Origin of the sequence: Sphingomonas sp. GC_Shp_6 (assembly GCF_026540835.1) — a bacterium.
In the GTDB taxonomy this organism is placed as follows: domain Bacteria; phylum Pseudomonadota; class Alphaproteobacteria; order Sphingomonadales; family Sphingomonadaceae; genus Sphingomonas.
In genome coordinates, this window is the sequence record NZ_JALNUO010000026.1 from 1 (window position 1) to 26,538 (window position 26,538).

Genomic DNA, 26,538 nt, shown 5'->3' on the forward strand with positions numbered 1-26,538 from the left:
GTGTTTAATCCCGCGGTTTGATGGTGCGATCCTTTCGTTGGAATGGAAGGAGGCCGTATGGGACAGGTACGTCATGGGTGCGCCACGACCACGCACACCGTCCGAGCAGCAATACAGCGATCGCAAGCTTCGCTGGCGACGCTGAGCCCCGCAATTAACCCGAATTCCAGCAGCCCAAGCTATACTGGAACCCGGTTATCACGCCGGCCGGCTTCACCTTTTACTATGGCAACATGTTTCCCCAGTGGCGTGGTTCGGCGTTTATCGGGGGGGGCTCGCATCGACATCGCTCATCCGTGTCTCCTTCGATGGCACCACCCCCCGCGAGGCTGAGCGTTGGGAGATGGGCGCGCGTATCCGCACCGTTGTGGCCGGGCCGGACGGCGCTCTCTGGCTGCTGGAGGACGGCAGCAACGGTCGGCTTTTGCGCCTCACCAATGACCGTGCGGGATGACGAAGTTCCATGCTCGCCCGGCGGGCAGGTCGGACTTCCCCCCGTGTCGCCCTGCTAACCCCAAATCCCGAATAATAAATATTCGGATAATCTTAGTAAGCTCACTGCCTCCTGGCATTAGCCGTTCGTTCATGTCGATGTTACAAGCAACGATAATCACAGATAGAGAAATGTCTAAAGCGATTTAGCGGTTTTTATCTTCTTGGTTCTCTGCGACGTAATTAGCGTCTTATCGGGCTCTATCCGCTTCGGATAGTAATTGAGTTTCGTCACATCGTAGCGTTTGCTGGAAAAAAGCTAGTCGAGAAACATAATCGAGCTCCCGATGAGCTTTGATGTCGTCAGATCCGCACTTCAGTTCCAATCTCGACCAATTGACGCGAGGGAATGCAGAATGAGCTGCCCGTCGGCGCCGTATTGCGCTGCATTGACACAAACAGCGCCTCGCGCCAGGGCGCCATGCCGGGGATGCGCGGATCGGCGATCACTGTCTCGCGGCCGATATAATAGCTGATCTCCTCCAGCTCGGTCGCCGTGAACAGCCCCGAACAGGCAAGCCCGTGCGGGATGGCCACATCGTCCATGAAGCCGAATCTGAGTATGACCCGATCGATGTCGGGTGCCAGCCGCGTGACCGTGGCGCGTTCGGCATCCGCGACGAAGGGCATGTCCGTCATCGACACGGACACCAGCGCCAGGCGCTTCTGAAGCGAACGGGTGTGGCGGACGTGGTGCGTCATCGCCAAGGGAACGCCGTTCGGCGCGGCGCTGAGGAACGCGCCGATGCCGTCGCTGCGACACGGCGCGGCCTGGTCCAGCTTGGCCAGGAAGCTTCCTTCGTCCTCACGCAAGTGCGCGCGCGCCGCCTCGACCAGCCGCACGCCCGTACGCCACGTCAGCATGAGAAACGCGATAATACCGGCAATCAGCAGCGGGAACCAGCCTCCCTCCAGCAGCTTGATCGCATTGGCGGCGAAGAAGACAAGATCGAGCAGGAAGAAACCGCCATTCACCACCGTCACCAGGACTGGATTGTACCCCCACCTTATTGCGATGAGGGCCGCAAGGAAGGTGGAGATCGCCATCAGCCCCGAGACAGCGATACCATAGGCCCCCGCCAGCGCGTCGGACGAGCGGAAGATCAGCACCGCCGCCAGCGTCCCGGCCGCGAGCAGCCAGTTGGCAAGCGGCAGATAAACCTGCCCTTCCTGGTCGGCCGCGGTGTGGCGGATGTCGAGCCGCGGCAGGAAGCCGAGCTGGATCGCCTGCTGGGTCAACGAGAACACCCCTGAGATGATGGCCTGGCTGGCGATGATCGTCGCGAGGGTCGCAAACACCACCAGCGGATAGTGCGCCCAATTGGGAGCGAGCGCGTAGAAGGGGTTGTCGATGGCACGCGGATCCACCGCGATCAGGGCGGCTTGCCCGAGATAGTTCAGCACCAGCGCCGGCAGCGCGACCGCGAACCAGGCGAGGCGAATGGGAAAACGCCCGAAATGCCCCATATCGGCGTACATCGCTTCCCCGCCGGTCACCGCGAGGAAAACCGCGCCCAGCACCGCAAAGCTGACGCCGAGCGGCGCGTGGAGGACGAAGCCTAACGCGTGCTCCGGGTTGAGGGCATCGAGCGCGGCGGGGTGACGAAGCAGCGCAGCAAGACCGAGCAGCGCGATGCTGCCGAACCAGGCAAGCATCACCGGCCCGAAGATGCGGCCGATGAACCCGGTGCCCTTCACCTGGACGAAAAACAGCGCGACGAGGATGGCCACCGTGATCGGCAGCACCGCCGGGCCGAGATGGGGCGCATCGACCTTCAGCCCTTCGACCGCGCTCAGCACCGAGATCGCTGGCGTGATCGCGCCATCGCCATACAGCAAGGCAGCACCGATCAACCCGAGCAACAGCAGCGCCGCGTGGCGACTGCGCGGCTTGGCGTCGTGCGCACCCAGGAGCGCCAGCATCGCCACGACGCCACCCTCGCCATGATTGTCGGCGCGAAGGATCAGAACGGCATATTTGATCGAGACGACCAGAACGAGCGACCAGATGATGAGCGAGGCGACGCCGACCGCCGAAGCCGGAGCATCGCCCCCCGCCACCTGGACCGCCACCTTGAACGCGTAGAGCGGGCTCGTGCCGATATCGCCATAGACGATGCCGAGTGCCGCCAGCGCGGCTGCAGCCGACGACCGCTCGAAGATCCGACGCCTGTTTCTCGCCCGCTGAACATCCAAGCCCGTTCTCCTTGACACCGCCGCGGTATCGCACGGCTATAAGCCGGGACGCGCCGGCGTTCCGATCGCAACCACAACGACGAGGATGCCGCGAAGATGCAGCCAGCTCCGCCGATCCTACCGGCCCACATCGAAGAGACGATCCAGGCGATCGCGGCGCTCCATGCCGAGCACCACCGGCGAGCAACGCCCGTACAGCGCTTCGTCGACCGTTCGGTCCGACTGGTAGGTCGTCCGCGATTTGTAGGCCTTTTGACCCTGTTCATCCTGGGTTGGATCGCAGCGAACCTCGCGCTGCAGGTAAGCGGCCGCGCGCTCGACAGGCCGCCGTTCCAGATCCTGCAGGACATCGGCGAGGTTCTCGGCCTCTATATCACCGTCCTCATCCTCATCACCCAGCGTCGCGAGGACGAGCTTGCCGAACATCGGGAGCAACTGACATTGGAGTTGGCCATCCTGAGCGAGCAGAAAAGCGCCAAGATCATTCAACTTCTCGAGGAGTTGCGCCGAGACAATCCGATGATCCCGGACCGGATGGACGCTGAAGCTGAAGCCCTCTCCGTGCCCGCCAACCCGCAGGCGGTGCTCGAAGCGATCAAGGACAGCCATGAAGAGATGCTCGCCAGCCTCGATCAATCCGCAGGCAATTCGAGCGAGAACCCCGGTTAAGCCGGCACTCGGGCCGAACCGATAATGTTGAGCGAGCTATGGGGGCGTCGTGACGAGGCAAGATGTCACATTCCGGGCGTATGATACCGCTCTCGGAGACGATCATGCGCCCATTCCTCACCGCCCTTACAATCATGCTGCCCGCCGCGCTTGCCGCGCAGGATCGCGCCGGGCAATCCTTGCCGACCGGACAGCGGCTAACCCCGGCCGCGGCGCCGGGGGCGCGGTTCGAGCCGCTGGTTTCGCGGACCGGTCCCGATCCTGCCTATGTCGCCGATGGCGCGGCGGCGATCGCGACCCGCCCCGATGGGCGCGAGATGCTCGTGCTGACCAGCGGCTACAACCGCTTCAACGGCGCCGACGGCAAGGTGGTGGCGGCGCAGTCGGTCCAGTATATCTTTCGCTACGCCATCGATGCGCGGGGCAGCCGGCGGCTGCAGACGCTGACAATTCCCAACAGCTATGGCGGCATCGCGTGGCGGCCCGATGGACGCGGCTTCGTCGTCGGCGGCGGGGTCGACGACGATGTCCACGTCTTCGGCCGATCGCACGGTGGCTATGCCGAGATTTCGACGATCAAGCTCAGCCATGCGGCCGGGATCGGCGCCGGAGTGAAACCGCAGGCGGCGGGCGTGGCGGTCAGCCCAGATGGGCATCGCGCGCTCGTCGCCAACTATTATAACGACTCGGTCAGCCTGATCGATCTCGATCGTAATATGGTCGTCGCCGAGCAGGACCTCCGCCCCGGCAAGATCGATCCTGCGCGCAGCGGCGTGCCGGGCGGCGAGTTCCCCTTTGCCATCGCCTGGACCGATGCCGGCCATGCCTGGGTCTCGTCCCCGCGCGATCGGCAGGTCGTGGCGCTCTCGCTGTCGCGATCGGGCATTCGCGTCGCGGACCGGATCGCGACGGTGGGCGAACCCACCGCGCTGCTCGCCGATGCGCGCAACCACCGGCTGTTCGCGACCGAGGACAATGACGATCGGCTCGCGGTGATCGATACCGCGAACGCGCGGCTGGTCGAAGAGCCGCGCCTCTCGCTGCCCGACGCGCTCGCCGCGCCGGGTCTCGGCAAGGGGCTCAACCCCAACGGCCTGGCGCAGCTTCGCGACGGGCGGCTGCTGGTGACGCTGGGGGGGATCAACGCGGTCGCGATCGTCGCGCCGGGCTCGTCGGGCGGCACGGTGACCGGACTGGTCCCGACCGGCTGGTATCCAAGCGCGGTGGCGACATCGCCGGCGGGCGAGCGCGTGTTCGTCGTCAACCGCAAGAGCCCGCCTGGCCCCAACCCCCAGGGCTGCGCGCCGAAACTCGCCATCTATCGCGGCCAACCCAATGCCTGCGGTGCGGCGAACCAGTATATCTTCCAGCTCGAAAAAGCCGGACTCCTCCAGTTCCCGCTGCCGAACGCCAAGGCGCTCGCCGCGACGACGCTGCAGGTCGCCGACAATATCGGTTTGCCCGGTGCCGCCGCGCGCGCCGAGGCCGAGGCGCGGATAGCGGCGATTCGGGCGCGGGTTAGCCACGTGGTCTTCATCGTCAAGGAGAACCGCACCTATGACCAGGTCCTGGGCGACCTCGAGGTCGGCAATGGCGACCCGCATCTGGCGATCCTCGGCCGCGCGCTGTCGCCCAACCACCACCAGCTCGCACGCCAGTTCGCGACGCTCGACAATTTTTACGATTCCGGCGAGCAGTCGAGCACCGGCTGGACGTGGTCGACCGCGGCCCGCACGCCCGACCTGCTCGAAAAGACCGCGCCGGTGAATTACGCGCAGCGCGGTCTCGCCTATGAAGCCGAGGAGGCCGACCGCTTCATCTACGCCCAGCAGACGCCCGCCGAGCGCCAGGCCACCAACCCCGCGCTGTCGAAGGATCCCGATCTGCTCGCCGGTTCCGCGCTGCTGACCGCGCCCGATGGCGACGGTGACGACGACGGCGACAAGGGCCAAGGCTTCTTGTGGGATCAGGCGATCCGCGCCGGCCTGTCGGTGCGCAACTACGGCTTCTCCGACGCCTCGATTTACGACGCCGACGCCCCGGGCGCGGTGCCGGTGATCCGCCAACCGTTCAAGGAACGCCACCCTGTCTACACGCCCGGCGACAAGCTGCTCGCCAGCCGCAGCGACCCCTATTTCCGCGGCTTTGACCAGAAGCTTGCCGATTATTGGCGCGTGGGCGAATGGCAGCGCGAGTTCGACGCCGCGGACGCGGCGGGGAAGGTGCCCGCATTGACCCTGCTGCGCTTGAGCCACGATCATTTCGGCGATTTCAAGGAGGCGATCGACGGCGTGAACACCGTCGAGACCGAGATGGCCGACAACGACTATGCGCTCGGCATGGTCGTCGAGCGGATCGCCAACAGCCATGTCGCCGGCTCGACGCTCATTTTCGTCATCGAGGACGATGCGCAGAACGGCGCCGATCATGTCGACGCGCGGCGCTCGGTGGCGTTCGTCGCCGGCCCTTATGTCAGGCAGCACGTGGTCGTCTCGACGCGCTATACCACCGTCAACATGCTGCGTACGATCGAGGCAGTGCTGGGGCTGAAACCGCTCGGGCTGAACGACGGGCTTGCGGCACCGATGGCCGACCTGTTCGACCCTGCGCAGGCGAGCTGGTCCTATCGTGCCGTCGCGGCCGACGTGCTGCACACGACGCAGCTCCCGATCGCCGCCGACCGTTTCGCTCCCAGGATCGCGGCCACCACCGGACGCTGCGATCGTCCGACTTCGGCATGGTGGGCGACGGCGATGCTCGGGCAGGATTTCCGCACCGAGGACCATCTCGACACCGCCGCGTTCAATGCGGCGCTGTGGCGGGGCTTGGGCTCCGGCATCGAACCGACCAAGCGCGATGGGCGGGATCTGAGATCGGCGCGATCGGAGCAGCTTAAGGTTGCCGATGTCGGCTGCTCGCGTTGACCCACTTCCCGCCATTCAGCGGCCTTTATGCGCTTCCCAACTTCGCCCGTTCATTCAGTGAATTACCCCAGCCCCAGAGGAGTCGCGGAGGCCGGTCCAAAACGACGTGAAGTTATCAAACCCGCCAGACGCAAAGGCTTTGCGTAACGGCGGCTTCAGCTAAGAGCAGTCATGCCGACGAAGCCAAGTCACACCAATGTAAGCACAGAACCGGTGGATAAGAGACAGTCCGTTGTTAAGATAAAGGCGCACAACCGATGCTATTCGCCGCCACCTTTTTCGTGGAAAGATTCAGACAGCATCGTTCCGAGAAGCGTGAAATCGATCTTGTCAGGCCGGCGATAGCGGACGCAGCCTTTTCCGAAAGCGGCACCTTTGACCGAGGCTTTGTGACGATCCAACGTCGATTTCCCGAGGTAGACGGAGATATAACCCTTCTGGCTGTTGAAGCTTATCCGCGCGTCCGATCCGGGGGGACCATATCCAGGCATCCCCCATTGCATCCGCTCTTCCCATCCTATCAGACGAGCACGACATTCCTCGCGCAACCGTCGAATGGCATCAACACGCTCGGGCTCGACTACAGAGAGAAAGGCTTCGACGGTTGGGGCGGCCGACTGCACCATACGGCGAACATCCACTTCTTGGCGATAGCACGCTAACAGACCTGTTGGTCAGCACAATGATCGAAACGGGTGGCGGCTGGCGGCGACGAGCAAGTTGCCCTTGTCGTCGATGAGTTCTGCCAAATGCACGTCACGTTGCTTGGCTGCGGCAATGACCTCTTCAAGGCCGCCGTTCTTATCAATCGAAGAGCGACGGCGCTGGCTCATCGCCGCGCTTCCATCCTGAACGGCGTCGAGCCACTCGGCTATCCAGACTTCGCCTGTCTTGATCGAACCCGTCACGATTCGTTCCTCGCTAATTTCCGCTTAGAAGCGTGCAACCAGGCACCTGGAATGACAAGGTGTGCGGCGGCTCCGGACCGGCAGCTTTATAGCGTTCAGTCGGCGGCTCCTGTCAGGTCCGGAGTTTGCGCACAACGCTGGAACGGCAATATCTGGACGATAGCTGCCGACGGTGCAGCCGCGGAATGGACCCACAAACCGCCATTCGCAGCCACTTCGCCGCTCTCCAGAAGCGGCCATCCGTTCAGCCAGTCGCCATCACAGCCTTTGTGGTTGCATTCTCCCCAAGTGAGACGATCAGCTTGCCTCGAAGGCCTCCAGGATCGGGCATCGACCAACGATCGACGCGCTGCATTCGTCGGCTAGGCGGGTAAGCCAAACTTTTGCGGCCTCGAGTTCGCGGATCTTCTCGTCGAGGGCGGCAATCCGCCCGCGTGCCATCGTGCGCGCCCTCGGTCGGTCGTCGGTCGCGTCGAGCGACAGCAGTTCGCCGATCTCCTCGAGCGTAAAACCAGCAGCTTGCGCGGAGCGGATGAATCGCAGCCGCTTCACTGCCTCGGTGTCGTAGCGCCGGATGCCGCCACTCAGCCCCGAGCCGCCGGTCCGCGGCGGCTCGGGCAGCAGGCCGCGCCGCTGATAGTAGCGGATCGTCTCCACCCCCACGCCGCCTTCGCGCGCGAGCCCCGCGATTGTCATCGTCGCCATGCCTTGACTCCGTACTACGGTACAGATGCCATATGTGTGGCATGCAACAGACCGCAATCGCAGAACCCGCCGCTGCCGACCCCCACGACAAACGCGCCACTCTCTATCGGATGGTGATGCCAAGCCACGTCTGTCCGTTCGGGCTGAAGGCGCTGCACCTGCTCCGCAGCCAGGGATACGAAGTCGACGACCACTGGCTGGAAACGCGCGCGCAGACCGACGCCTTCAAGGGCGAGCACGGCGTGAAGACCACGCCGCAGACGTTTATGGGGCGCGAACGCATCGGCGGCTATGACGACGTCCGTCGCTTTTTCGGTAAGACGGTGCGCGATCCCGGCGCGACCAGCTATCGTCCGGTGATCGCGGTGTTCGCGATGACCGCACTGATCGCACTGGCGGCGAGCATCGCCGTGCTGGGCAGCCCGTTCACCGTGCAAGCGGCAATGTGGTTCGTCTCGTTCAGCATGTGCGTGCTGGCGATCCTCAAACTCCAGGACGTCGAGACCTTCTCGAGCATGTTTTTAGGGTACGACCTGCTTGCCAAGCAATGGGTGCCGTACGCTTACCTTTATCCGTTCGCCGAAGGACTGGCGGGCGTGCTGATGACGGCCGGCGTGCTGAGCTGGCTGTCGGTGCCGGTGGCGCTGTTCATCGGCGGCATCGGCGCGGTGTCGGTGTTCAAGGCGGTCTACGTCGACAAACGCGAGATCAAATGCGCCTGCGTCGGCGGGGCAAGCAAGGTACCGCTAGGCTTTGTGTCATTGACCGAGAACGTGATGATGGTGGCGATGGCAGTCTTCCTGCTGGTCCATGGGGCGTTCTGACGGCTACATTCCACAGTAGCTACACACGTTTACGGTTGTGTCGATTGCCGTCATGTTTACAATCGTTGATTGCTAACGCCCATGGTGCACAAGGAGAACCGATGCTTTCCTCGCAGAACCTGCTGGCGGCGTTCGACCGCGTTACCGACTACTGGTCACCCAAGGTGATCGGCCGCGTGAACGATCAACTGCTCAAGGCTGCCAAGCTGAAGGGCGAGTTCGTCTGGCATGCACATGACGGCGAGGATGAGCTGTTCCACGTCGTCAAGGGACGTCTTCGAATTAGATTTGAGGATGGCATCGTCGAGCTCGCTCAGGGCGACTTCCTCACTGTGCCAAAGGGTGTACGGCACAATCCGGTTGCTGAGGAGGAATGCTGGGTTCTGTTGATCGAACCCGCATCCACCCTACACACTGGCAATGAGGTAACGCACCGCACGCGCAGCCTACAGGATCAGTTCAGCTGAAATTTGAACCGCGGCGTGGATGCGTGCGCTGCCAAGCTCAGTGGATGGCTATTTCACTGAGACCGGGCCTTCAGTCTGGCGCTCGTGGTTGTTCTTCAACGCAGGTGGCCGTCAGTACGACGCAGTTGCGGGCGGCCGGAGCCGTTTTGTCGTTCCTCGAAAGCTGCCGTTCGTTCATCACCGTTGCACCCATTGATTGAACGTGAGTCTAGGTCGAACGGTAGAGCCTCCGAAGGCGACCTTCCTACAATCCAGCTTGGTCAATCATTGAAGCAATTTCGGCCGGCAATACGGACTCTGACTTCGGCAGGAACCGGTTAAACGCAGTCTGCACTCGCTTGCGTGCTACCTGGTACGCCTTGTGTCGGATCGCGCGCATCGCATTCGTCCGCCATGATGGACTCTCACCGAGCAGCGCCTCCCACCTAGCCTCCTCTGCCTCCAGGATCGACAGCGCGAGGCGCAGTCCATCTCGCCGGCCGCGTGCATAATCTTCGGACATCGCCAGCTTTTCCGTCATGCGCGCAACGCTGGTCTCGCGCCCGATCCTTGGCAAGGCGGCCCGCGCACGGGTAGCCCGTCCCAAGTCGAACCCAAACCCCAAAGCCGCCATTTAGAGCCGTTCCGCTGCTCCCCGAAGTTCGCCATCGGTTCACGTTTATTCGGCGGCTCATCCGCCAGAGTGCAACGGCGATTGATCAGGCTGCGGCGAGCGGCGAATAATCCATGGCGGCAAGGTCGGTGAGCAAATCGGGTCCAGTCGGCTCCCATCCGAGGCGCGCGCGCGTCCAGGCGTTGGAGGCAATCATGTCGAGCGCCGCAAAAGGGGCCATCCAGCCGAAATATTTCTCGACCTCGTCGGCCGCGATCGAGCGGACCGGCAGCCCGGTGCCCTGCCCGATCGTCTCGGCGATAGCACGTGCGGTTACGCCCTCCTCTACCGAAGCATTGTACCGCGCGCCCGGTTCGCCCTTTTCCAAGGCCAAGACGTAGAGTCTCGCCACGTCGCTGACATGGGCCGCGGACCAGCGCGTTTGGCCCTCGCCTAAATACGCTACCGCTCCGGCACGGCGCGCCTCGTCGATCAGCGGCGTGATCAATCCGGCTTTGGTGGTGTCGTGCACCTGCGGCAGGCGGATGGTGCGCACGTCGATCCGCCGCGCGATCAGGCCTGCGCCGGCCAGCTCGGTCGCGATGCGCGGATTTGGATGGTGCGGGTTCAGCACGTCCTCCGTGGCGGGTCCACCATTCAGCGGCGTGCCGATGCCGACGCCCGAGGTGATGAGGATCGGCTTGTGCGTCCCCTCAAGCGCTTCGCCCATCGCCGCGATATTGCGTTCGTCCTTCTTCGTGTTCTCGAAAAAGGTCGCGAAATTGTGATCGAATGCGCAGTGGATCACCGCATCGGTGGCTGCCGCGCCGCTGGCGAGCGTCTCTGGGCTTTCAAGGTCGCCGCGATGGACGTCGACGCCAGCCGCCTCGAGCTGTCGGGCGCCCGCGTCGGAGCGGGTAAGGCCGAGCACTTGGTGGCCAGACGCGAGGAGTTCGTGAATGACGTGCGAGCCGATAAAGCCGGTCGCTCCGGTCAGGAACACGCGCATGGGAAATCTCCTTCTTGCCTGGGCGCAATGTCGCGGCGTGCGCGTACCTGTTAAAGTAGTGATCCTATCGTGGTATAACCTGCAACAGGATCGATCATGGCCAGCGATGTCCCCAACCCGCTCGGTACCTATCTTCGAGATCGCCGCACCCGCCTTGATCCGGCGGCATTCGGGTTCGATGTCGGCCGGCGGCGCACGCCCGGCCTTCGCCGCGAAGAAGTGGCTGCCCGCGCGAACATCAGCCCGGCCTGGTACACTTGGCTGGAGCAGGGCCGCGGCGGGGCGCCGTCAGCCGACGTGCTCGACCGCATCGCCAAGGGCCTAATGCTGACGGAGCCCGAGCGCGAGCATCTCTACATGCTGGGTCTCGGTCGCGCGCCCGAGGCGCGCTATCGGCCCGTCGACGGCATTACGCCCCGGCTGCAGCGAGTGCTCGACGCGATGGTGCTGAGCCCGGCGATCATCAAGACAGCGATGTGGGACGTTGTCGGCTGGAACCGGGCAGCGGCTGTGCTGCTGACCGACTATGCCAAGTTGCCGCGCGAAGGACGCAACATCCTCCGCCTGATGTTCGGCAACGATCATGTTCGCACCCGGAACGCGGATTGGGACAGCATGGCCCGCTTCGTCGTCGGTGCCTTCCGCGCCGACGTGGCGCGCGCCGGCGCCAACAACAGCGCCGCGGCCACCAAGCTGGTCGCCGAACTGTCCCGCATCAGTCCCGAGTTCGAGACACTGTGGCTGGATAACGAAGTGGTCGCGCACGGCGAGGGCGTGAAGCGCATCCATCATCCCGACGCCGGACTGCTCGCAATGGAGTTCTCCTCGTTCGCCGTCGAAGGGCGGCCGGAACTCGGAATGATCATCTACAATCCCGCTTCGGCAACGGATGCCGAGCGGCTGCGCAGGCTGCTTAATGGCCGGGCAGGCTGAAACGGGTAAACGAGTACGGTAGTGGCCATCTCGACCCATTCCCAGACGCTCAGCCGCCCGTCTGCACTTCTTTAAAGCAGTCGCCCGTTAATCTGCGAGACTCACTAAGAAAAAAACGGGGCAGCGCCCGCTGCCCCGTCGATCGATCATTAATGGCGCCCGTTGTGCTTTGCGCGGTAGATGTAGCGGCTCGCGCGGTCAAAGCCGTTAAGGTGTCCGCCATCGCGGTATCGCATGCGCGCCTCCAGGCTATCCGGCAATCAGTTAGCCGGCGGGAGAGCGCAGGGTCTCGATGCGTCCGGTAGCGCGGTATCACTCGCCTGCTGGACGCCCGCTTCGCCTAGCGACGTTGTCTGCCCATTTGCGCTTGCAAATTCTGCGCGGTCTCGAGGTGCTTCTGGAGGACGGGCAACGTCCGCGTCGCCAGCGCGCGCACCTCAAGGGGGTCGCCGCTCTTCATCTCGCCGCGAAAGTCGGAGATGTCGTCGGTATGATCGTGGATCATGTAGCGGACGAACTCCTGATCGAACGCAGGTCCGTGCAATCCGGCAAGCTTGTGCTGCTCAACGTCGGCCGGTGGCGCCAGCCTCATAGTAGTCGGTACATGATAGTGCGTTGCAAGCGGCAGCACCTCGCGACGGCCTTTGCTGTGATCAGCCGCTAGCATCGCCCCGTATTGTCGTACGCCCGGCGTCGAGGCTCGCGCAGCTGCCATTTTGCCTAGCGTCGTTTCCGAATTATCGCCCAACAATGCCTTGTTCAGAAAGTCTTGCGGGTTGGCCAACGCGGGTGACACGATTGCCAGCAGCGGGACCAGAAGCATTCGTGAGTGTCGCATCTCTTTCTCCTAAATCCGTGGTGAGGTGGCGGATCAGACGCATAACGATCGACCAGGGCTCAACGCCGCACCTTTCGAGCAAATGGCGACATTCGCGCCATGATTACGTCGTGATCGATAAATTGGTGCTTCAATGCGCCTCCCACGTGGAGGGCGATCAGCAGATAGGCGAGCCAGGCTAGCAGGCCATGTGCCTCGCCGACATTGTGCCAGATCGCGCCTGCTTGCCCCTGCGCCTGATGGACGAAGCCGAGCAGCGGCCAAGGCAGCAATCCGTACAGCGACAACGGTCCATGCGCGCGTGGACCCGAGGTCATGATCCAGCCTGTGAGCGGCATGGCGATTATGATGAAATAGAACCCCCATTGGGTGGCATGAGCGAGCACGCGTTCCCGTGCTGGCAGACCGGCAGGGTAAGGAGGGGCGGGATGTGCGATGCGCCATGCCAGCCTCACCAAACTTAGCAACAAAACCAAAATGCCGGTCGAGATGTGAAAAGCCATTACAGCGCCGACCTGTTCTCGGGTGATCAGGCTACGTGACCAGGCGAGCGCGATGTTCAAAATCAGCAGCACGGCGATCAGCCAGTGCAGCACAACCGCGACGCTCGAGTAGCGGGTTACCACCTGTGTGACGTCGTTCTGTCGATTGACAGCCACCGGTTCCGAACGCGCGTGATCCAATATCGTCTCCCAGGTTTGCGTCGGCGAGGCCCAATGTCCCTCAACGTCCTAATTTAAACTCGATCTGGCTAACATAGCGCTCGAGCGATATCGCATAACCTGCAGGCGGCTACGCTACCGATATCTACGCCTCACCGGTTAAATAGTCGATCGATCGCGTCGTGAGTGACGAACGAAGAACGAAGGACGCTTGGCAGCTAACGGCGGCGCTAATGATCGACACGCCTAGGCATTGGCAAGAACGACGACCCATAGCTGGATACTCAAACACGCTTTGATTGTGCCCGAAACCGGACCGTTAATCATGAGGCCACCGATCTCCTGGCTAGCGCGTTCGAGCCATTGGCGGATAGGAGTCAGACCCATCCATCTTACGCGCGGTATTTGGGCGACCGACACCGAAGACGGTTGCCAGTATGGCCATCTTCCCTCCAATAAGCCTCCATGCTTATCTCGCTTCTCGCTGCAGCGGCCGCTGCCTCCGGCTCGCCGATCTCAGCCGACCATATCAAGGCAGATGTCCGGACACTTTCATCCGACAACTTTCTGGGGCGTGGCCCCGGTGAACCCGGCGAGACGAAGGCGATCGTTTATATCGCGCAGCAGTTCGCGGCGGCTGGCCTCGAACCCGGCGGCGAGCATGGTGGCTGGTATCAGGACGTACCCCTAGTCCGGCTTGAGCGCCAGCTTGGCGCGACCCTTGCGCTGCAGTCGAAAGGCTGGCGCAAGCCGCTGCGTCTGGGCCAGGACGCGACGCTGTCGCTTCGCAATGCTGGACAGACGATGCTTTCATCGGCGCCGCTGATGTTCGCGGGCTATGGCGTCGTCGATGCCCGGCTCGGCTGGGACGCCTATGCTGGCGTGGACATGCACGGTAAGATCGCCGTCGTCCTGGCCAACGATCCCGATTTTGAGGCCGGTGCCGATCTCGGCTTCGATGGCCGCCGGCTTGCCTTTGCGGGCCGCGTAGGCGCGAAGTTTGCGGCGGCGGAAAAGGCCGGCGCGGCCGGCGTGCTGGTGATTCACGAAGATGCCGCCGCGAGCTACCCGTTTCTTCAGCTCGCTAGTGGCGACGCTCTGCCTGCGATGGTCATCGCACCGTTTCAACCGTCCGCAACGTTCATGGTGAGCGGATGGATGCGCGACGACGTGGCGCTTGAGCTTCTCGGTCGTGCCGGGCTTGATCTCGCGACGCTGAAGGCCCGTGCCCGAGATCCAAAGTTTCGCGCCTTCGCACTTGGCGGTGCAACGCTGAGCGCGCAGGGCAATCTTAAAGCCAGGCCGGTCCTCAGCCATAACGTCATCGGCAGGTTGCCCGGAACACGCCGTGCGAACGAGTTTGTTCTCTATGGCGCGCATTGGGACGCCAACGGACAAAATGGTCCGGTGAATGGCGATGGTATCCGCAACGGTGCGATCGACAATGCGACCGGCACCGCGGAGATGCTGGACGTCGCGCGCGCCTTCGCGGCGGGCCGGCGGCCGGCGCGCAGCGTGATATTCGCAGCCTGGACCGCCGAGGAGAAAGGGCTGCTGGGCTCCGACTATTACGCGTCGCACCCGCTCTATCCGCTGGCCAAGACTGCGGCGATGATCAACCTCGACCCGCACGTCGCTTTGCCGGCAACCCGCGACGTGGAGTTGATCGGCGGCGGGCGCGTTTCGTTAGAAGGCGACCTGCGAAAGGTCGCCGCGACGCAACAGCTGGCGGTGGTGGACGAGCCAGCCGTGGAGGCGGGCTGGTACTTCCGTTCCGATCAGTTTTCCTTCGCCAAGCGCGGGGTGCCGGCGCTGACATTCCGTGCGGGGCGTGACCTTGTCGACGGCGGCATGGCGAAAGGATCGGCGATCGTCGCGGACTACAACGCGCGCCGATACCATCAGCCGAGCGACGAATTCGACCCTAGCTGGACCTTTGCCGGTAGCGCACAGGAAGCCCGCGTCGCGTTCGCGGTCGGCAAGGGAGTGGCTGAAAGCGCGGCTTGGCCAGCATGGAACCCGGGCATCGAATATGGCGCGTTACGGACCGCGACGAACGATCAGCGCCGGTGATAGCGTCAGCCGCGAAGCCAAGAAGCAATGAGCGAAGCAAGGTCTGAGGCAGCGATACGCGCGCGGTGTACCCGCTTCCTTTCGCACCACGGGGTTGAGAGCCCCGCAGCGGCGTTGCGTCGGCTGGCGGACCTAGCGTCGCCCGCTGAACCGGCCGATGCTTACGGCGTCGGCGGCGCCGTGGCTCGGCTGGAGGATCGGACGGCCACTCTTCTCGGCAAGCCGGCGGCGCGCTTCTTCATCAAGGGCGTGTCCGCACAGCTTTGTGCGCTGCGCGTCCATGCTGAGGCGGCTGGCAATACGGCCGTGGCGCTCCATCCGCTCAGCCATCTCGATCATGACGAGGCGAACGCGATCGAGCGGATCGGCGGCCTACGCGCCATCCGCCTCGGACGCTGGCGCCCTTTCGACGTCGCAGCGCTCGATGCGGTCACGGAACGGTTGCGAGTCGTGGTGGTCGAGCTACCGCTACGTCGTGCCGGCTATCTGCTACCGTCCTGGGATGAACTGGTCGCGATATCGACTTGGTGCCGCGAGAAAGGTGTCGCTCTTCACTTGGACGGCGCACGGCTCTGGGAAAGCTCCGCCGGCTACGGCGTCACGGTCGAGCAGATCGCCGCGCTTGCCGATACGGTCTATGTCTCCTTCTATAAGGGGCTCGGTGGCCTTGGAGGTGCCGTCCTCGCAGGGAGTGTCGAACATGTACGGGCGCTCGGGGTTTGGAAGACCCGCTTCGGCGGCGATCTCGTCACGGCGTATCCGCAAGCGCTGTCGGCGCTTGCGGGAATGGATGACCACCTGCCCCGCATGCCCCGCTACGTCATGCGCGCGCGAGCGCTTGCGGAACGGCTTCAGGAACTCCCCGGGCTCACGGTCAACCCACCGGTTCCGCACATAAACGCGTTTCAGCTCATTCTGCCGGGCTGCATCGACAATCTCCGACAGCGACACCTAGAAATGGCGGAGCGACGCAAGGCTTGGCTGTTCAATGCGCTGGTCGATGCGCCGCTTGTCGACCAAACTCTTGCAGAGGTAACGGTTGGCGCTGCCGCCGACGCATGGTCGGACGACGAAGCTTTGACCTGGATCAAAGCAATGCTTCCCGCCTCACCGCGCAGCAGAGGTCTGAGTTAGCTGCCTTCGGTCCGATCGCCCAGCTACGCGCGGACGCACGATGCTTCAAGAAAGGCAAAGAGGCGCCCGTTGCAACGCTCAGAACGGCCGGGCCCTTTTTTAAGATCGGTCGTTCTTTACGTGACCCGACGAAAGGCCAGTGAGGTGCTGTCAGTCTAACGCGAACCCGTCTCCACACGATGCACGTCGCGCTTTGTACGCATCGGCCTAGCTCACGAGGACCTGCCACTCCGCCAGGGCGGCGGAGCGTCGTTCCTTGTAGGTCTGGCGATCAACGAGGTGCCGTTCGAGGCTGAAATGGTTGTGGACGTTGGCGTGGACCGAGGCGAACTTCTGTAGTGTCTTCATCCGCCTGAAGCGCACCATCGCCCGCTCTCGTCGTCGGAACGGCAGGTGGCTGTTCTCCACCCGGTTGTTGGCCCAGCGACCCACCTCCTGCTTGTCGGCGTTACCAAGCTCCTTCATCGCCGCGCCGTAGGAGCGAAGCCCGTCGGTGGTGACCTTCTCAGGGCTGCCGTGGCGCTTCAGCGCCTTCTTCATGAAGGTGAGCGCTGCGTCCTTGTCCCTCGTCTTCGTGACGTAGCTCTCGAGGATCTCGCCCTCGTGATCGACCGCTCGCCAGAGGTACACCATCTCGCCGTTCAGCTTCACGTACATCTCGTCCAGGTGCCACCGCCAGTGACGAAAGCCGCGCATCCGGTTCACCCGCTGCCGGCGGATATCGCCTGCAAACAGCGGTCCAAACCTGTTCCACCAAATCCGCACCGTCTCGTGGCAGACATCGATCCCGCGCTCGAACAACAAGTCCTCGACGTTTCGCAGCGATAGCGGAAATCGCACGTACATCATGACCACCAGGCGGATCACCTCAGGTGACGAGTTGAAGCGGCGGAACGGCGATGGCGGGAGAGCACGTGAACGGCGGGGCATCAGCCGCCGTTACCAGTTCACCGCCATACGTGCCACGTTCGTCTGACAGATCCCTCACGAGGACCTGCCACTCTGCCAGCGCGACGCCGCCTAGTAGCCGGATCGCGCGGAGGGCGACAAAGATCGGGCAGGTTTGGACCGGTGGGCGGGGCTCGAGAACAGGACAAGAAACACGAAGTCAAGCGTGGCAACGTGGCGCAGCACTCCAATCTATCATTCGCTTTGCAACGGGACAGGCCCGTACTGACGACGATGTACATGCCCCTTCCGCCCGCAGAAACAGAAGGGACATGCAGGTTTATGCGTGAACCGTCAGGAACCGGCGCCCGCAGATGAGGTAAGGACCAGCGCAACCGTTTCAGGATGGTCCGAGGATGCGATCCGCATCTCCTCCGCTTCGCGGCGAAGCAGCGCGAGCTGCCGATCGTGTTCGTCCCAGCTGGTGGCATACAGAAGACGGGCAACGAAGATCTGGCCGGACCGGAACGCCGCAGGCAGGGCAGGCAACGGCCCAAGTTTCGCGATGGCCATCAGCGCGGCCCGATCCAGACTTCGATTGCCCGATTTACGCGTCAGGGTCAGACCTGTCGGTCGGTTCGCGTCGTCGGCTTGGAACCGAACCGAGACTACGCCGCTCGCCGGCACTTCGTTCGAGAAGAAGACGGGATAGAAAATCACCCTATCCAACTTGCGGCTCACTGCCGCGGTCCAGCGGGCGGGTGTCAATGGCTCGGCTTGAACGGTGATATCCCGACCTCGCGGCTGGGCAGAAGTTGACGATATCGGAAACAACAGCCCTATGGCCGTTATAAACAAAACGAGTGATTTCATCACGATCTCCATTTCAGGACGATCGGCCGATGAGCGTGCGCATACCCTCTGCGGGATGAGCAGCGAAGACGTCATGGTCGAAGGGGGCAACGTGATTCTGCGGTCAACGCGCTTCCCACGCGTCGTCTGTTCCAATCGGCTGCTTGGGTCAATCCGGGTAAATACGGAGGATCTATGAGCTCAGCGCAGCCGCATTGCGTGTGCGGCAACTACTTCAGTCTTCGACCGGGATCATTTCTCACGCGATTGCCGCTGTGCTCGAATTCTGATACGTCCGGTTCGGACCTAGGAGGTTCAATGCAGCGTTTTTGGGAAGCGATCGATCGTGATGAACGGACATCCCCGCCACCTTTTCGCTATGTGCAATGCATTGCCCTCGGCCTGTCGGCCCTAGCAGCGACTATGATCTTGGCTACGGTGATCAGCGTGCGGTTGCCTTACCTGTTCTGCATCGCCGCGGTCATGGTTGCAGCGTTCCGCGGCGGGCTCCTGGCATCGGCCATGACGACCATTATTGCGCTCGGCGGCACGACGCTCCTCGCACACGCGGCCGATCCAATCGTGACGCTGCGGAGCACCGCCGTCGTGACGATCTTCTGTCTGGCGATGGGCGCTGCCGGCGAGGCGTTGATCCGATCGCGGCGACAGGAACGCGCCGTCACCGACCAGGCCCTTCGCCGCGAGCAGACGCTACAGATTATATTCCACGAGTCGCCGGCGATCACCATCCTCGTCGATCCGGACGGACGGATCGCCGCCGCCAACAATGCCGCCATCAAGCTGCTGTCGTTGAGCGATCGCACGTTCGTCGCTTCCAGCGTCGCGGCCTTTTTCGGTTCGGTGCCGTTCCCGCATGACGGCGGACGCGTGACACCTGTGATCGGCGGGCGGTCATTGAGCCTCGATCTGTCTTTTGCCGACCTGCCTATAGCGGGACGAGCCTATCGGCTCCTCTATGTTCGTGACGAAAGCGAGGCCAAAGCCGCGGCCGATGGGCTGGCGCTGACGCAGCGCGAACTCCATCGGATCGCACGTGCGACGTCCCTCGGTCAGCTGGGATCGTCGATCGCCCACGAACTCAACCAGCCTCTCAGCTTCGCCGCCAACTATGCTGGCGTCGCCCGGGCGATGCTCGACGCCCCGATACCGGACACACCCGCCATCAAGGACGTGGTCGATCAGTCGCTAAAGCAGATATTCCGCACTGCGACGATGCTAAAGCGGCTGCGGGCGTTCGTCGGACGCCGCTCGCCAAAACTCGAATGGATAAGCGTTGGCACCGTGGTCGCCGAAGCGAAGAGCATCGCGGACCTGGCGATCAAGGAGGCGCACGCCAATTTCACGACCGAGGTAGAAGACCCGGAACGCATGGTGTTTGTCGACGCTGTGATGATCCAGCAGGTCATCCTCAACCTCGTTGCGAACGCCGCCGATGCGGTCCGTGATCTTGAACGCCGCCAGATCCGTCTGATGACCACGCAGACCCGACCGGAAGAACTGGCGATCACGATCGATGACAGCGGTGAGGGTATTCCCGAAGATTTACGCGACGACGTCTTCGCGCCGTTCCGATCAAGCAAGGCCGATGGCGTGGGCATCGGCTTGGCAATCTGCCGAACGATCGTCGAGGCGCATGGCGGACGTATCTCGGCCAGTTCACCGGGTGCGCTGGGTGGAGCGGGTTTCCGGTTTACCTTGGTCTGCAAGGCATAGGAGAGCATGAGATGCCGCATGAACGCGAGATCTACATCGTCGACGACGAGCCCGAGATGTGCCGGTCGCTCGCGCTGCTGCTCGCGACGGACGGAATGCCGGCGCGGTGCTTCTCCTCGGCCGACCAGTTCCTCGACGCGCTCGACTTCCTGAAGCCCGGCATCATCATCAGCGATGTCATGATGCCGGGGCTGTCGGGAATCGACCTCCTGCGGATCATGCCGGTCCGACACCGGAGCGATCCAGTCATCGTCATTGCGGGCCACGCAGACATTCCCCTGGCGGTCGAGGCGCTGAAGGCCGGGGCTATCGACTTCATTGAGAAGCCTTTCGCCGCGGCGACCATCCTTCGAGCGGTCGAGGATGCGCGAGGGCTGGCGACGCACGACGATGATAACCATCGCCCGATCGACCAGTTGTCTCGTCGCGAGCGGCAGACACTGGAGTTCATCGTTGGCGGGCTGACGACGAAGGAGGCGGCGCGACGACTGGCGATCAGCCCAAGGACGATCGAGACCTATCGAGCCAAGCTGATGAGCAAGACGGGCGCTTCCAGCACCGCAGACCTCATCAAGATCGCGCTGCGCGCGGGTCTCGAGGTCGATCAGGACTGGCCGACCTCCCCCGCGGCCAGCTTGATCGAAAGCGTGTAGACAACGCCGCTCTCCCGCATACGCAGATCGCTGCTGCACCGCGAGCTGCTACCGACCAGCGCGTCGAGGAGGCGCGTTCCCATGCCCTGCCGGACATGAGGAACGACTGGCGGACCCTGTCGCTCCCGCCAGGTCAGGATGAGTTGCACGTCTTCATCGCCCGCGGCTGACGTGACCGACCAGCGCAGATCGACGCGACCTTGTGCCACGCTCAGTGCGCCGTGACGGATCGCGTTGACCGCCAGCTCGTGCAGCACCAGCGTTATGAGGTGCGCCCAGCGCGCGGCGATTGGGACGTCAAGTCCGGAAAGCGCGATCTGCGGATGGGTCGGGTCCTCAAAGCGAGCGGTAACGCGGCGAGCGATCGCAAGAAGAGAGCAAAAGTCGCCCTCGATCTCGCAGCCGCTGCTGACGACGGCATTCAGGCTCTGGAGTCGATCGAACATCGCGTTCACGCGTGGATCCTGTTCGAGCCCACGCAGCGATTGCCGGGCAACGGCAAGCGCAACTGACACCAGATTGCGCGAACGATGTTCGGTCTCACGCATTTGTACGGCGTCGAGCGGATCGGGCGCGTTCAAGTCGATCAGTTCCAGAACGACCTGGTCTCCGCCAGCATCGCGTGCCGGGATACGGATGGTTTGCCCGATAGCGCTGAGGGATGATCCATCGGCGCGTGGCCCGCTGCGCCACATCGTCATCCCATGGCGATCGATCAGGCGAGCGGGCCAGCGAACGTCCGTCGCCGTGATCGTGATGACTGCCTCGTCCATGGTGTCGCGATCCTCCGATCCGTGTCCCATCCGTCGTCGCCTCGACGCCCATGGGCAACTCCGGAGCATTCCGGAGCCGACACCGCGATCTTCCGTAATCACCCGGAATTTTGGGGCGCGTCCTTCTTGGTTATCCAATTGGCAGGGAGACGAGACATGAACGATCGAACATCATGGAGGACCGGCGCAGCGAATGTATCGGCTGCTGCCGTGATTTCGCCATGCGGTGGCAATTGCCGCGTTCATGCCGAACGCTCCGTCAACCTCCGTGCGGCACCTGGCATGGGCATTCTCGCCAGATGGATCCTGCCACCGACACCCCCCGCCGGTGCGATCCAACGACCTTGCCAAGGGCTCTCCCGGCGGTGTCCATCCGCGTCGCCTCGGCGACGCGGATGGCGCTGGCGCACACCACCGACCTGACGTTCCGCCGTCCCTCGGCCCATCCGGCCATTTCCTCCATTCCCATCGCATCGTCTGCGGGCGGCGATGCAGCCGCCAGGAAGCCCTGCGTTTCCGGCTCGATCCAGTCCGCCGTCGCGGGGATGCCGATCCCGCGGTGCAACAAGGCCGTCCGGCGATCCCGTCGGGCGCAGTTCAACATCCCCGCCTTTTGCGACGGGGCACAGGAGATAGAGCGATGAAGACGATCATTCTCGGCACCGCAACGGCGCTGGCGCTGTGCGTAGCGGGGCCCGCGCTGGCCCAATCGACCGGCTCCGCCACCATCGGCGGCGGCGTAGGCATCGGCCTTGGCGGGTTCAGCAATGGCTCGGTCAACACGGGGACGGTGAACGGCTCCAACTCGCAGAGCATCAGCGGAACCATCGGCAATGAATTGTCGGCCTCCTCGGGCAGCGGGTTCGGCGGATCGATGAACATCAACAGCTTGCCCGGCGGCACCAGCTATGCCGTCGTCGGCGGAGTCGGTGAGGCTGGCACGTCGATCAGCAGCGCCGTCGATCCAATGGGCGTGGGCACGATCCAGAGCAGCAGCTACAATGCCGGTCTCTTCGGCGGCGTGACGGGCGGTAATGCGGCGCTGAACATGCAGGTGATGAACTTCGGCCAAAGTATGGGCGACTACAAGTTCAACCTCACGTTCGCCGCAAACGCGGCCGACACCTTCAACACCAGTGCCGCTTCCTGGGACGTTGCCGGCGCAGCGGGCCCGTCGCTGTTCGGCTTCGGCTCGGTCGGCTGGAACGTACAGTAATCCGCGACCGCGGGGCGGCGCCATCGCCGCCCCGATCTTTTCTTCCCGAGGAGACATGACATGGCCCGTGCGGCAATCCTGTGCCCTGCGCTCGTTATCCTGCTCACTCCGGCGTCGGTATGCGCGCAGACGGAAATGAGCACGCAGACCAACAGCGCGGTCAACATTCAGGCGATCACCGGCCCCATCAGCCAAGCGCCAGCGGACCAACGCGTGACTTATAGTGGGCATGAATGGACCACGCCCAATGCGCAAGGCAGCTATTTCGGCGGAGCGAACCCCTGTCTGGTCGGCACAGGTGCCGGTGCAGCGGGCGGTCCCATCGCGCTGAGCCTCAACGTAGGCCGCAGCGACGAGGGGTGCCAGCGGCGGTCCGATGCCGCCGCCTGGCACGCGATGGGGTTCGACAACGTTGCCGTAGCGCGCATGTGCCAGGACTTGAAGAGCGCAGACGCCTTCTTCGCGGCCACTGGCCAGGCATGTCCCGGGAGCACACCCGGTCGTTACAAGCTGGCCGACGGTTCGGCACCGGCCACCGCGTCGCTGGTCGCCAACAGCCGCGCGATCGCCGGCAACGTCTACGCCGGCCCGATCGACCTCAGCAATCCGGCCGTGCAGGCCGCCATCCACGCCGAGGCGCAGAAGATGCTGCAAGCCGAACACCGCATCACGCCGACCCCAATGCGCGAGCCGCCACCAAGCATCGTGCCAATGCTTGAAGGACGGCCGCACTAAGTCTGTCGTCGCCATCGGTCTGTTCTGCTAAGTCGCTGCCGCGGTATGAGCCCCGGCAGATGTTGAACCCGCAAACGCTTGTTGATCTCGGTGATTGTGACCCACATCCCGTCATTCGCGGCCTCTTTTCGGCTTCCCAACTTCTGCCATCCGTTCATGTTGACAACGGAGGATGTGCTGAGCCCACCCCTGCCCGCTGCCCCGCCAGCTTTCCCAAAAAGGATCGTAAATTGAGAACGGTACAGGCCTCTCAAAATTGCTGCCGCCGCAGCTTGCGAGAAGCCGACGCTTACTCCCTCCGGCCAGCCCGCAGGCCGGCGACGAACAGGTCCACGACATGATCGGGAAGGTTCTCCACCAACTCGGCACCCTGATCGCGTTGGATGATCCGGTCGATCAACAGCAACGTCGCGCCGTGCACGATCGCCCAGGCGGACACCGATAGCGTCTTGGACGCGCTCACGTCGCCCTCAGCTACCGCGAACGTCCCGTCCGCGATGCCAGCCGCGATTACCCCATGCAGGCCTTCGCGCGCACCGCGGATCGCGGCGAGAAGCTCGGCCGGTAGCTCGCGGTTGCTGGGGAAGGCCTGACCGAACATGAGCCGGTAAAGCGCCGGGTTCGCGACCCCAAATGCGATATAAGCCTTGCCGAGCGCCGCCAGCAGCGCCGCCGGATCGGTGAGTCCCTCCAGCGCCGCAGCGCTGCTCCGCCCCATCAGCTCATAGCCGGATGCGCCGATCGCGGCGAGCAGCGCGTCCTTGTCCGCGAAGTGCCGGTAGGGCGCATTGTGGCTGACGCCTGCCCGGCGCGCCACCTCCCGCAGCGAGAAGTCCCACCGCCCGGTCTCGCGCAGAATGTCATTCGCCGCATCGAGCAACGCCCGACGCAGATCACCGTGGTGATAGGGCGCGACAATCGCCTGGGCCTTGGTTCGTGAAGCCATATCCCTATTCTAACCGTACTGTTGACAGCGTCAACACCGAGCGTATGTTGGCGACATCAACATCGCTGCTGATACGGCGGCCGAGTCGATGGAGGCGAGCATGAAACGGATCGCAGAGGGGGCCTGGCTGCTCCCATTCAGTACGGCCAACACCGTCCTTCTCGAAGACGGCGACGACCTCGTACTGTTCGACGCCGGCTTCGCCGACAAGGAGCAGGTGCTGTTCGACGCCATCGCGAAGCTCGGCCGCAAGCCGTCCGACCTTAGGCATCTGGTGTTCACCCACGGCCATCCCGATCACATCGGAAGCGCCGCCGCGATCGTGGCGGCGACTGGCGCGACCACCTGGATGCACGCGGCCGACAAGCCGCTTGCCGAGAATGGCGGGCCGTTCAGGCCGATGCCGCCGTCAAAGGGTATCCTCAATGCTGCGATGTACTGGTGGTTCTGGGACCAGAACGAGAGGACCGCACCGTTCACGATCGACCACACCGTCAAGGAAGGCGACGTGCTGCCGATCGCCGGCGGCCTGCCGGTCATCGGCACGCCCGGCCATTGCGCCGGCCAGGTCGCGTTCTTGTGGAAAGGCACCCGCCTGCTGATCGCCGGCGACGTGTTCATGAACGTGTTCGGCCTCGCCGATCCGCTCGGCTTCGAGGATGCCGAGGAAGGCCGGCGCAGCCAGCGCAAGGTTGCGGGCCTCGACTTCGAGGCAATAGTGTTCGGGCACGGGCCGGCGATCACCGCGAACGCGGTGCCGCGCATCCGGCGGAAGGTGGGCCTGTGATCCGCACCGGCTCGCCGCAACCATCGGCACCAACCGGCACGGCCGATCGCATCCGCCGGCTTGCAGGCGTCGCCCTGCCATTCCTTGCGATCCTGCCGCTCGAATATCGCGCGCCGATCGAGACGGCACTGATCGTGCTGTTCCCCAACCACGGCTGATCCTGCCGCTCCATGACCCTGTGACCACGAGGCTGACATGACCGATACCGACATCCTGTTCGTGGGGCTCGACCCCAGCCGCATGAACCTTGAAGGCGCGCCGGCCGGCACGACCGATGCCATCCAGCAAGGCATCGACCGCTCGATGCGCGAACTGAGCGAAGCCGGATACGCGACACGCTGCTGTTCGCTGACGGAGGACGACCCGCACGCAGAGCAGGCCGTCCGGTCGGCGCTAGCGGAACGGCCGGTCGCCTGCGTGGTGATCGGCGCGGGCCTTCGCCTCCTCCCCAAGCATACCGTGCTGTTCGAGGCGCTGGTCTCCGCGGTGATCGAGGCCGCGCCGCACGCTCGGCTCGCGTTCAACGCGACCCCCGGCGACGCGGCCGATGCCGTGCGCCGGCAACTCGGCCGGGGAGAGTAGCCATGGCTTTACAGACGATCGTGAAGGACGCCTACCTGATCCCGATGGGGCAGGTGAACGCGGTGCTGCTCGACGGCGGGGACGAACTGACCCTCGTAGACGCGGGCTTTCCCGGCAAGGAGCAGCTCGTGTTCGACGCCATCGCCGAGCTTGGGCGGGAGGCCTCCGACCTCCGGCACCTGGTCTTCACCCACCATCATCCCGACCATATCGGCAGCGGTGCCGCGATCGTACGGGCGACGGGCGCACGCACCTACATGCATCCGCTCGACGTGCCGATCGCCGAGGCAGGCGGCCCGTTCCGACCGATGGTGCCCGGCTCGGGCCTGTTGCCGCGACTGCTGTACTTCGTGGTCGGCTTGCAGAAGCCGGCACCGATCGAGCCGGTGAAGATCGACCAGACGGTAGCGGACGGCGAGACGCTGCCGATCGCGGGCGGCCTGCGCGTCATCGCCACGCCGGGCCATTGTGCGGGTCAGGTCGCCTATCTGTGGCGCGGCACCCGCCTGCTGGTCGCGGGAGATTTCGCGACGAACCTTGCCGGGCTCGGCGACCCGCTCGGGTTCGAGGACAAGGCCGAAGGACGCCGTTCCCAGCGCAAGATCGCCGGGCTCGACTTCGACGCCATAGCGTTCGGGCACGGCAAGCCGATCACATCGGGCGCGTCCGGGCGGGTTCGCCGCAAATGGGGGCAGGCATGACCTCGGTGCCGACGATCCTTGGTCCGCTCTACGTCGACGAAAGGGGTTCGCCCGATCAGCCGGTGGCGCTGCTCTGGCCGAGCTTGTTCACTGATCATAAGATGTGGCGAGGGCAGGTGCCGGCGCTGCACGCATCCGGCTGGCGTACGTTGGCGCTCGATCCCCCCGGCCATGGCCGCAGCCCTTACCCCGGTCGCGGCTTTACCATGGAAGAGTGCGCGGACGCCGCGGTGCAGGTGCTGGAT

29 protein-coding genes and 1 pseudogene are annotated in these 26,538 nt (G+C 63.8%); 18 read left to right on the forward strand and 12 right to left on the reverse strand.

Features of this window, described 5'->3' with window-relative positions; all coding sequences use genetic code 11:
• Positions 1-164: 164 nt before the first annotated feature.
• Positions 165-454 (forward strand): annotated as a pseudogene (locus tag OXQ95_RS17695) (PQQ-dependent sugar dehydrogenase); the annotation flags it as partial.
• Positions 455-795: 341 nt separating this feature from the next.
• Here the strand turns inward: OXQ95_RS17695 and OXQ95_RS17700 are convergent.
• Complete coding sequence (locus OXQ95_RS17700; RefSeq protein ID WP_267382820.1) at positions 796-2,688, reverse strand: KUP/HAK/KT family potassium transporter; 1,893 nt, start codon at positions 2,686-2,688, stop codon at positions 796-798.
• 96 nt (positions 2,689-2,784) lie between these two features.
• Here OXQ95_RS17700 and OXQ95_RS17705 point away from each other — a divergent pair, with 96 nt between their 5' ends.
• Both OXQ95_RS17705 and OXQ95_RS17710 read left to right on the forward strand, forming a co-directional pair.
• Entirely contained in the window at positions 2,785-3,357 is a 573-nt protein-coding gene (locus OXQ95_RS17705; RefSeq protein WP_267382822.1) for a DUF1003 domain-containing protein, read from the forward strand.
• 104 nt (positions 3,358-3,461) lie between these two features.
• Positions 3,462-6,281 carry a bifunctional YncE family protein/alkaline phosphatase family protein gene (locus tag OXQ95_RS17710; RefSeq protein WP_267382824.1) on the forward strand — a complete coding sequence of 940 codons (2,820 nt, stop codon included), beginning with the start codon at positions 3,462-3,464 and terminating at the stop codon, positions 6,279-6,281.
• Between the two features lie 260 nt (positions 6,282-6,541).
• On the opposite strand, the gene OXQ95_RS17715 is transcribed toward OXQ95_RS17710, so the two are convergent.
• From OXQ95_RS17715 to OXQ95_RS17725, 3 genes are all read right to left on the reverse strand, one after another.
• Complete coding sequence (locus tag OXQ95_RS17715; RefSeq protein ID WP_267382826.1) at positions 6,542-6,907, reverse strand: DUF1801 domain-containing protein; 366 nt, start codon at positions 6,905-6,907, stop codon at positions 6,542-6,544.
• 48 nt (positions 6,908-6,955) lie between these two features.
• Positions 6,956-7,189 carry a hypothetical protein gene (locus OXQ95_RS17720; RefSeq protein ID WP_267382830.1) on the reverse strand — a complete coding sequence of 78 codons (234 nt, stop codon included), beginning with the start codon at positions 7,187-7,189 and terminating at the stop codon, positions 6,956-6,958.
• Between the two features lie 297 nt (positions 7,190-7,486).
• On the reverse strand, positions 7,487-7,894 hold the full coding sequence (locus tag OXQ95_RS17725; protein ID WP_267382832.1) for a MerR family DNA-binding protein: 408 nt from the start codon (positions 7,892-7,894) through the stop codon (positions 7,487-7,489).
• Positions 7,895-7,935: 41 nt separating this feature from the next.
• On the opposite strand from OXQ95_RS17725, the gene OXQ95_RS17730 reads away from it, so the two are divergent.
• Together OXQ95_RS17730 and OXQ95_RS17735 are read left to right on the forward strand one after the other, a co-directional pair.
• Entirely contained in the window at positions 7,936-8,718 is a 783-nt protein-coding gene (locus tag OXQ95_RS17730; protein ID WP_267382834.1) for a MauE/DoxX family redox-associated membrane protein, read from the forward strand.
• 101 nt (positions 8,719-8,819) lie between these two features.
• Entirely contained in the window at positions 8,820-9,185 is a 366-nt protein-coding gene (locus OXQ95_RS17735; protein WP_267382836.1) for a cupin domain-containing protein, read from the forward strand.
• Between the two features lie 244 nt (positions 9,186-9,429).
• Here OXQ95_RS17735 and OXQ95_RS17740 read toward each other — a convergent pair whose 3' ends face one another.
• Entirely contained in the window at positions 9,430-9,705 is a 276-nt protein-coding gene (locus OXQ95_RS17740; RefSeq protein ID WP_267382839.1) for a hypothetical protein, read from the reverse strand.
• Positions 9,706-9,883: 178 nt separating this feature from the next.
• On the reverse strand, positions 9,884-10,786 hold the full coding sequence (locus OXQ95_RS17745; RefSeq protein ID WP_267382841.1) for an SDR family oxidoreductase: 903 nt from the start codon (positions 10,784-10,786) through the stop codon (positions 9,884-9,886).
• A 96-nt stretch (positions 10,787-10,882) separates the two neighbouring features.
• Between OXQ95_RS17745 and OXQ95_RS17750 the strand changes: the two genes are divergently transcribed.
• The gene (locus tag OXQ95_RS17750) at positions 10,883-11,719 is read left to right on the forward strand and encodes a helix-turn-helix transcriptional regulator (RefSeq protein WP_267382843.1); all 837 of its coding nucleotides are present in this window, start codon (positions 10,883-10,885) and stop codon (positions 11,717-11,719) included.
• A gap of 340 nt (positions 11,720-12,059) precedes the next feature.
• Here OXQ95_RS17750 and OXQ95_RS17755 read toward each other — a convergent pair whose 3' ends face one another.
• Positions 12,060-12,557 (reverse strand): DUF4142 domain-containing protein, encoded by a 498-nt coding sequence (locus tag OXQ95_RS17755; protein ID WP_267382845.1) that lies wholly within the window; start codon positions 12,555-12,557, stop codon positions 12,060-12,062.
• 59 nt (positions 12,558-12,616) lie between these two features.
• The gene (locus OXQ95_RS17760; protein ID WP_267382846.1) at positions 12,617-13,240 is read right to left on the reverse strand and encodes a cytochrome b; all 624 of its coding nucleotides are present in this window, start codon (positions 13,238-13,240) and stop codon (positions 12,617-12,619) included.
• Positions 13,241-13,684: 444 nt separating this feature from the next.
• On the opposite strand from OXQ95_RS17760, the gene OXQ95_RS17765 reads away from it, so the two are divergent.
• Positions 13,685-15,292, forward strand: a complete 1,608-nt coding sequence (locus OXQ95_RS17765; protein ID WP_267382848.1) for a M28 family peptidase — start codon at positions 13,685-13,687, stop codon at positions 15,290-15,292.
• Positions 15,293-15,319: 27 nt separating this feature from the next.
• Positions 15,320-16,426 carry a beta-eliminating lyase-related protein gene (locus OXQ95_RS17770; RefSeq protein WP_267382851.1) on the forward strand — a complete coding sequence of 369 codons (1,107 nt, stop codon included), beginning with the start codon at positions 15,320-15,322 and terminating at the stop codon, positions 16,424-16,426.
• 207 nt (positions 16,427-16,633) lie between these two features.
• Here the strand turns inward: OXQ95_RS17770 and OXQ95_RS17775 are convergent, their stop codons facing one another.
• A complete protein-coding gene (locus OXQ95_RS17775) occupies positions 16,634-17,356 on the reverse strand; it encodes an IS6 family transposase (protein WP_267382853.1) in 723 nt (240 codons plus the stop codon).
• A gap of 312 nt (positions 17,357-17,668) precedes the next feature.
• Positions 17,669-18,199 (reverse strand): cell envelope integrity protein TolA, encoded by a 531-nt coding sequence (locus OXQ95_RS17780; RefSeq protein WP_267382855.1) that lies wholly within the window; start codon positions 18,197-18,199, stop codon positions 17,669-17,671.
• A 285-nt stretch (positions 18,200-18,484) separates the two neighbouring features.
• Here OXQ95_RS17780 and OXQ95_RS17785 point away from each other — a divergent pair, with 285 nt between their 5' ends.
• Positions 18,485-19,900 (forward strand): ATP-binding protein, encoded by a 1,416-nt coding sequence (locus tag OXQ95_RS17785; RefSeq protein WP_267382857.1) that lies wholly within the window; start codon positions 18,485-18,487, stop codon positions 19,898-19,900.
• An 11-nt stretch (positions 19,901-19,911) separates the two neighbouring features.
• A complete protein-coding gene (locus OXQ95_RS17790; protein WP_267382859.1) occupies positions 19,912-20,553 on the forward strand; it encodes a response regulator in 642 nt (213 codons plus the stop codon).
• Here the strand turns inward: OXQ95_RS17790 and OXQ95_RS17795 are convergent.
• On the reverse strand, positions 20,505-21,326 hold the full coding sequence (locus OXQ95_RS17795) for a sensor histidine kinase (protein WP_267382861.1): 822 nt from the start codon (positions 21,324-21,326) through the stop codon (positions 20,505-20,507). The genes OXQ95_RS17790 and OXQ95_RS17795 overlap by 49 nt on opposite strands.
• Positions 21,327-21,691: 365 nt before the next feature.
• Here OXQ95_RS17795 and OXQ95_RS17800 point away from each other — a divergent pair, with 365 nt between their 5' ends.
• Genes OXQ95_RS17800 through OXQ95_RS17810 form a run of 3 tightly spaced genes read left to right on the forward strand, consistent with a single transcriptional unit; the run spans position 21,692 to position 23,277 of the window.
• On the forward strand, positions 21,692-21,970 hold the full coding sequence (locus tag OXQ95_RS17800) for a hypothetical protein (protein ID WP_267382863.1): 279 nt from the start codon (positions 21,692-21,694) through the stop codon (positions 21,968-21,970).
• On the forward strand, positions 21,967-22,542 hold the full coding sequence (locus OXQ95_RS17805; RefSeq protein ID WP_267382865.1) for a hypothetical protein: 576 nt from the start codon (positions 21,967-21,969) through the stop codon (positions 22,540-22,542). Before OXQ95_RS17800 ends, OXQ95_RS17805 begins: the two co-directional genes overlap by 4 nt.
• Positions 22,543-22,602: 60 nt before the next feature.
• Positions 22,603-23,277, forward strand: a complete 675-nt coding sequence (locus OXQ95_RS17810) for a hypothetical protein (protein WP_267382867.1) — start codon at positions 22,603-22,605, stop codon at positions 23,275-23,277.
• Positions 23,278-23,566: 289 nt separating this feature from the next.
• Here the strand turns inward: OXQ95_RS17810 and OXQ95_RS17815 are convergent, their stop codons facing one another.
• Positions 23,567-24,223, reverse strand: coding sequence for a TetR/AcrR family transcriptional regulator (locus OXQ95_RS17815; protein ID WP_267382870.1), 657 nt, complete (start codon positions 24,221-24,223; stop codon positions 23,567-23,569).
• Between the two features lie 100 nt (positions 24,224-24,323).
• Here OXQ95_RS17815 and OXQ95_RS17820 point away from each other — a divergent pair, with 100 nt between their 5' ends.
• The 5 genes from OXQ95_RS17820 to OXQ95_RS17840 form a co-directional block, all read left to right on the forward strand.
• On the forward strand, positions 24,324-25,010 hold the full coding sequence (locus tag OXQ95_RS17820) for an MBL fold metallo-hydrolase (RefSeq protein WP_267382872.1): 687 nt from the start codon (positions 24,324-24,326) through the stop codon (positions 25,008-25,010).
• Positions 25,007-25,168: a hypothetical protein gene (locus OXQ95_RS17825; RefSeq protein ID WP_267382874.1), complete on the forward strand. Its 162-nt coding sequence runs from the start codon at positions 25,007-25,009 to the stop codon at positions 25,166-25,168. Before OXQ95_RS17820 ends, OXQ95_RS17825 begins: the two co-directional genes overlap by 4 nt.
• 37 nt (positions 25,169-25,205) lie before the next feature.
• On the forward strand, positions 25,206-25,592 hold the full coding sequence (locus OXQ95_RS17830) for a hypothetical protein (RefSeq protein ID WP_267382876.1): 387 nt from the start codon (positions 25,206-25,208) through the stop codon (positions 25,590-25,592).
• A 2-nt stretch (positions 25,593-25,594) separates the two neighbouring features.
• A complete protein-coding gene (locus tag OXQ95_RS17835) occupies positions 25,595-26,293 on the forward strand; it encodes an MBL fold metallo-hydrolase (RefSeq protein ID WP_267382878.1) in 699 nt (232 codons plus the stop codon).
• A partial coding sequence (locus tag OXQ95_RS17840) for an alpha/beta fold hydrolase (RefSeq protein ID WP_346731972.1) occupies positions 26,290-26,538 on the forward strand: 249 nt, incomplete at its 3' end. The genes OXQ95_RS17835 and OXQ95_RS17840, both read left to right, overlap by 4 nt.